This is a genomic window from Bartonella sp. OC16QHHD (genome assembly GCF_042194035.1).
Taxonomy (GTDB): Bacteria; Pseudomonadota; Alphaproteobacteria; order Rhizobiales; family Rhizobiaceae; genus Bartonella.
Window position 1 is genome coordinate 1 of record NZ_JBHIMJ010000077.1, and the last position, 6,050, is coordinate 6,050.

A 6,050-nucleotide genomic window follows, 5' to 3' on the forward strand; every position below is an offset into this window, starting at 1 on the left:
CGTAAAAACATCCCTCGAAAATCGGGAACATTAAATGTCGTGGCGCCATCACCCTCTCCCCAAACCGTGCCTATCGTCTCAAATAAATCACGATAATCACGACGTAAATAAGCCTTCCCATCGCAAATTAACCAATCCTTTGGAATCCCACGCATTCCAAACGTTCCTATAAAACCCGTGGGATAAAGACTGCTTTCTTCTTCTAAAGGGATAGAGGTAGGATTAACAAGATGCCAATGATCTTCATTATAAAACAATGTATAAATGCACCCCTGTTGGATTTCCCCTCCCGATAATGCACTGATGCCTAATTCTGTTGCTTTATAAACCGGCTTGCCATCTAAAGCATTTAAGACAATCGTGGTCGCTCCAACATTCCTGCCCGTCGCCATAAAGCGCAAAACGATACCATTCTTATACTCTAAAAACTGTGAAGTGCTTGCAAGTCTTATCACACTCGTTTGTTGGACATGATCATTTGTCACAATGCCTTCAAGCTCTCCACCCGTGTCTGACAAGTATTCCTTTACGCGCTGCATCATCACACGGGCGCTCGTATTCACACTGCTAGGATACTGTCCTTCGGACCAATCAATCAAATTATCAGAACGCGTATTATCCGCCGCTCTAAGCGACCAATCATAAATCGTTGACATTTCTCGTGAATCCTAGCTTCGGTAAAATGGTCCGTAAAATGCCCGCATGAATTGCGTCATCAAAGGATTATCATCATCATCACTCTCTTCTTCTTCCGAAGCCTCTTCTTGTGATGCTAATAATGCCCTTAAAACCTCTAACAAGTTGTCTCTATTTCTAATGCCACCATGCGCTGTAGGACTTGCTCTATGAGGCTGCCCACCATACATCTGTAATACACGGTTGACAAAATCACTTGCACGCATAGCGTTGTTTCCACCATTCAAGCCAACCGCATTGCTCCCAACAATTTGCGCCGCATTGGCATGGGGATTTTGAAGAAGCCGCGCGGCTCCTCCTGCACCTTGTTGATGTGCTAAATACAATTCCGCTTCACTAGGCGCTCTTCCCAAAAGGCGGCTTAAATGATTGCGATTATCAAGCGTCAACCGCCCCATGGCATCTGCCGCTTGCATGGGATCAAAACGATCCTGCAAACCATATTGTTTGGCGGTGCTGTCTATAAATTGATACAACCCACCCGCAGAAGAACGGGGATTCCTTGCATTCGGATTGCCTCCACTTTCTACTTGCGCAACACGGTACAAATAACTCTCTGGCAAACCATAACGCACTGCTGCTTGACGGATCGCTTGATTAACAGAAGGACTAGAACGGGTCATAGCCTAATCTCCTCCCTTACTCAAATGCACTCAATAAATTCAACTCCTCCGTTGAGGCTTTTCCCCCACCTCCAAACAAAGCAGCAGAAAGCTTTTTGAACCATTCTTTTGTCGCATATCCCTTATGATGCGCGTTTACCATGCGTTGAATGAGAGCTACAATTTGATCATTCTTAATCTGTGTCCCCCCTGTTAACAATTTGACAACATCCTTTTCAATCCGTTGACGCTCTCTAAACGCCGCCTCTTTGAAAGGAATCCAAGCTGCCTTCCCAGCAGCTTTTGCTAATTGTACAGCTGCATCACGTTTACCCGTTGGCATACTGACATTATGCGTAAAAGATATCTTTTCATCCGCTACACGACCTGGTATTCTGTTATAAAAATCTGCATAATTAGCTTCTTTATTGACAACATTCTTAACAGCAGAAGCTTTATCGGCTCCATAAATCTTTGCAAATCGTTCATACAGATCATTCGTACCAAAAATCTCCTTTGCCTTGGATACTTCATCTTTTGTTTGCCCCATACCTTGTAAAAGTTCTGCCCTTGAGCCCTTTTTAAAGTATTCTTGTTCTCCCTCTGATAATTCATCAAAGATTTTACTGAACTCATCCTTATTAACCGACTTGCTAAGGATTTTAGAACCTTTACCCATAGCATCTACATGTGAACTATATTGATGATACAATGCCCGCCCTTTCTTATATTCAGACGATATATCATCCATAATCTCTAATAACTTTTTGTCGATATCTACTAAGCTACGAACTTTGCTATTGTTTCCTTGCCTCTTTTCTGCCCGTATCATAAAATCAATAGCCTCCTTAGTTTTATGGAGAATACCCATGTTGGGTTTCTCTTTAAGAAGGCTAAATTTTTCAGAAGAAAACGGACTGGCTTTATTGCCATCACTAATGAATCCCCTTAGCCCTTTATTATAAGCTTGTTTAAAGTATGGACGCTCCATTAATTCATTAAGTGCCCCATAATATTTCTCTCCTATTGGTATCTTTTTAGCTATTTCATAAAGAGTATGGGATGCTTCTTTCCTACTCGCGATAAGATCACCTTTTAAACCTGTGACATTTTGACGAGGAACAAAGTGTTCATCAGCAGCTTGATGAATACGCTCCCCTCCTCCCAGCGCTCTCTGCCCAGCTCTTTTAGTCAAATCAAGATAAGCTCCTTGATTTCTTTTCGCGATATCAAAAACAAGGTCTTGTAAAAAAGGACTATGATCAGCTACGTAATCGGTAGAAACTGCTTTTTTAAAAGATTCTCCTAGCTCTTCAGAAGCTTCATTGCCTAAATGTTTACTGATTGCTCTTAACGTGTCTGTTGCAACACCTTCCTTATGAGAAGGAGAAAAAAGTCTTCGTATTCCGCTTACCGGATAACCAGCTAAATGAGCTAAAGCACTTCCAGCCAATGCCCCACCCGCTCCTAAACCTGCACCAGATAACGTACTTGTAAGTGTATTACCAAGTCCTTCACCTTCTCCCGCTCCATGTAATGCACCAGATGCCGCCCCTACTTTAAGCAAATGCGGCAATGTTGTTTTGTTCGTGATGCCTAAAAATGGACTTGCAAATCGACTTGGGGGTAACTGACCTGCTTTCAAAAAGGCTTGACCTAATTTTGATCCCGCCACATTCCTTGCAAGTGTAGGCGCTACAAAGCGTGCTCCTGAGGCTAACAATCCTCCCCCTAAAGTCGCAAGGGAAGGAATTGCCGACCCTAAAGCATTTCCAGCAAAAGAAGTCCAATAATGTTGATCACTCATCCTACGATAATAATCACGTATTCTATTAGCTTCTTTCTCATATTTTTCTATGGTTTTCTTATCTCCAGTCCAATAGTTGTAAAGCCCCTTCGCAAAAGCCTTTATTGCCAACTCATCATCAGAATCACGTCCTGCCGCTGTAATCCCCGCAATCTCATCATCTAAATTAAAACTCAAACCATGCTTTAAAGAGTTCCAAAAAGCTTCACTTTGCGTGATTTCGGGATGTTGGGGTGAAGTTGTTTCTTCAAAGTTGGAGGCATCATTGAGAACATCAAAGCGATAGCGTGTTCCATCTTCTAAGGTCACATATCTAGATCGAGACGCATTATTTTGAGAATTATTATCAATAACATCAAAACGATAACGTGTTCCATCCTCTAATGTTACATATCTAGATCGAGACGTATTCATTACAATTTTACCTTCCTCATATGCTCACCAGTCTCAATATCTATAAATTCAGTAATATCATTTCTTTTAGCAGCTTCTTGCATACTCATCCGAGGTATATTTTCACTACCTCCTTGCGACATCGACTGATTAGCATATTGAGCAGAATACTTTAGACGCGGTCTTACTTCCATTCCATTTGACAACCTATAAATTTCCTCATCATTCAGTTTTTTAAAAAGATCAAACATATCTTTGATTTTTAAGAGCGTTTTATATAGTTCTTCTGGTTTATCGCTAATGTCCATAGTACCATAAGATGCTACTATGCGCCTGCTTTCTTCATTAGATAACGGTCCAACGCCTAATTTTCCGCCGTCACTTTGCTTTTTGATTGCTTCAATCACTCGAACAAAGACACCACCTTCAAGCGTTTTTAATTTATTTTTTAATGTTTTTGCATCAGCGCCTGGGATAATCTGAGCAAAAGCACCGACCTTACCAGCAGCCTTTTTGGGATTCTTCTCTATAATTTGAAGAGCATTGTTAACTGTATCCACAATATGATTAATTTCTTTTGCTACTACAGCAGCAGTGTTTCTCTTACCTATTTCCCACTCTTCTATGTCTCGTTTTTTCTGATTATACTCCAATTCCAGTAGAGATCCTTTAATCGGTCTCGCTTCACGTTCACCTGTCTCCGGATTGATATACCATTGATGCCCCAGAGGTAACTTAGGAGTATCACCACCTGTTAGCATCGCACTAAGCATTTGCGGATTACGTGCCATAATAGCAGCTTCTTCTTCACTATAGCCTTTGGATTTTAGATACTCGACAGTCTGGTTAACCTGCCCTCTTTGTTTATCTCCTTCATGCAAGTTCTTCAGCCCCTTGGCAAAAAGTTGCCATCCAGATGAATTTGGACTTGCTGTTATCGCCCCCATAAGAAAATCATCAATATTTTTACTAACATCAGACTGTGAAAAACGAGAAAATTTATCCCAAAAACTAAGATTTGGTTCAGGAGGCTGTTCTTGCAATGGAACTGGTTTTGTTGAAATAGGTGGAGAAGTCTCTAACTGAGGAGGAGTTTCTGATTGTGGAATCGGAGAGGGTTTATTCCCCTCATTATCTATCTCAGAAGGACGAATAGAACCTATTGGAGAAGGAGAAAAAGAGCCTATCTTATATGGATCATTCATAGAAATCGCATTAAGAAAAACTGGTAATTTATGTTTGTCCTTTCGTTGATTCGCTATTGATTGTAGTAGATCTTTTTCTAGTCTGCGTTCGTGTAGATCTTTTTCTAGTTTGGATATGAAACGTCTATCTCTCGGGTCAAAATCTATAAAAACCATTACTTTCCCTTTAACTATTTATTTTTTCTAAGATTATTCAAACTAAACGGCAGCATTTGCTGCCTTTTCCGCAGCCTTCTTTAATCCAAAAAGCACCATCATAGCATTCTGCCAAGGGTCGTTACCATGCATCTTAGATTCTGACACATTATTCGTCGTCGTGCCGTAATTCCTTGCAAAGCCATGACCGGCGTTCATAAGCATATTCAACCTATTCCAGCCGCTATTGTCTTGTTCCAGCCAACGTTCACGATTGGCATCAACAAGGCGTTGATTGTAGTCATTAAGAACAGATGACCCCTGCAACATATTCGAATATGCGTTATTATAAGAGGGGAATAAGTTGCCTATCATGCCTAAGCGGTTCTCATTCAGTTGATCAATCATCGAATTGGCTTGCATCATATGCTGTAAATCTCTATCACGCTGGCGATACTTGATACGAGCTAATTCATCATTAAGCCCCCTCTGTAACTCATTGTTATGCGCACTAGAGCCATAAAGACCACTCCCTAAAAACTGTCGATTAATACTATTTCTTATTTCACTTAAGCCCTCTTTAAGTTCCTCATCAAATTGAGAATTCGGTCCCATCAAACCACCAGATGCAATCCAGTTAAGGTTTCTCGCAGACGATGTTGGAGTATTCATCAAATGATTCATATAATTCTGATACTGATGAGGAATAGCTCCAAGACCTCCAATTGCTTGATAAGTTGGAGCACTTAAAGGTGCAACACGAGGTCCCCCATAAACATTACCACCCATCCCTGTGTCATACATGTTATACGCATCTGCACCCCCACGCTTAAAGACATTCTGCATCCAAGTAGGAGGGGCGCTTGTCTGCACCTGCTTCTGTTCTGTCGTTGCTGGTCTACTGCTCCCCATGTCACAATTCCTTCCTATAATAAAGCATACCTATGCTATAGCCTTGCTTGGTTAGTGCACGCTTCCAACCTAAACGACCCAAGATCTCCATTTCAGAAGCACCATTCTCACGCGCCCAATCCTCTACAAATTTCAAATTATCAACTTGATCAAGAACGCCCTTCCCACTACATTCACAAATCAGTGCGCGCTTCTTTCCTAAAACTGTCTGCTGTATCTGGGTCGTGAATGCCGCTAAAAAGCGCTCGTCGTCATCCAAAACAAGCCATAACTGTTTCTTGCCACTGCAAATCGCTTCAA

At 41.4% G+C, this 6,050-nt stretch carries 6 protein-coding genes; all 6 read right to left on the reverse strand.

Features of this window, described 5'->3' with window-relative positions; all coding sequences use genetic code 11:
• Nucleotides 1-656: phage tail protein (locus ACFIK1_RS07210; protein WP_375662459.1), on the reverse strand; the 656-nt coding region annotated here is incomplete at its 3' end.
• A gap of 12 nt (nucleotides 657-668) precedes the next feature.
• Nucleotides 669-1,319: a transglycosylase SLT domain-containing protein gene (locus tag ACFIK1_RS07215; protein WP_375662460.1), complete on the reverse strand. Its 651-nt coding sequence runs from the start codon at nucleotides 1,317-1,319 to the stop codon at nucleotides 669-671.
• A gap of 16 nt (nucleotides 1,320-1,335) precedes the next feature.
• On the reverse strand, nucleotides 1,336-3,519 hold the full coding sequence (locus ACFIK1_RS07220; protein WP_375662461.1) for a hypothetical protein: 2,184 nt from the start codon (nucleotides 3,517-3,519) through the stop codon (nucleotides 1,336-1,338).
• Nucleotides 3,519-4,859 carry a hypothetical protein gene (locus ACFIK1_RS07225; protein WP_375662462.1) on the reverse strand — a complete coding sequence of 447 codons (1,341 nt, stop codon included), beginning with the start codon at nucleotides 4,857-4,859 and terminating at the stop codon, nucleotides 3,519-3,521. Before ACFIK1_RS07225 ends, ACFIK1_RS07220 begins: the two co-directional genes overlap by 1 nt.
• Nucleotides 4,860-4,901: 42 nt before the next feature.
• Nucleotides 4,902-5,750, reverse strand: a complete 849-nt coding sequence (locus ACFIK1_RS07230; RefSeq protein ID WP_375662463.1) for a hypothetical protein — start codon at nucleotides 5,748-5,750, stop codon at nucleotides 4,902-4,904.
• A gap of 1 nt (nucleotide 5,751) precedes the next feature.
• Nucleotides 5,752-6,050: hypothetical protein (locus ACFIK1_RS07235; protein ID WP_375662464.1), on the reverse strand; the 299-nt coding region annotated here is incomplete at its 5' end.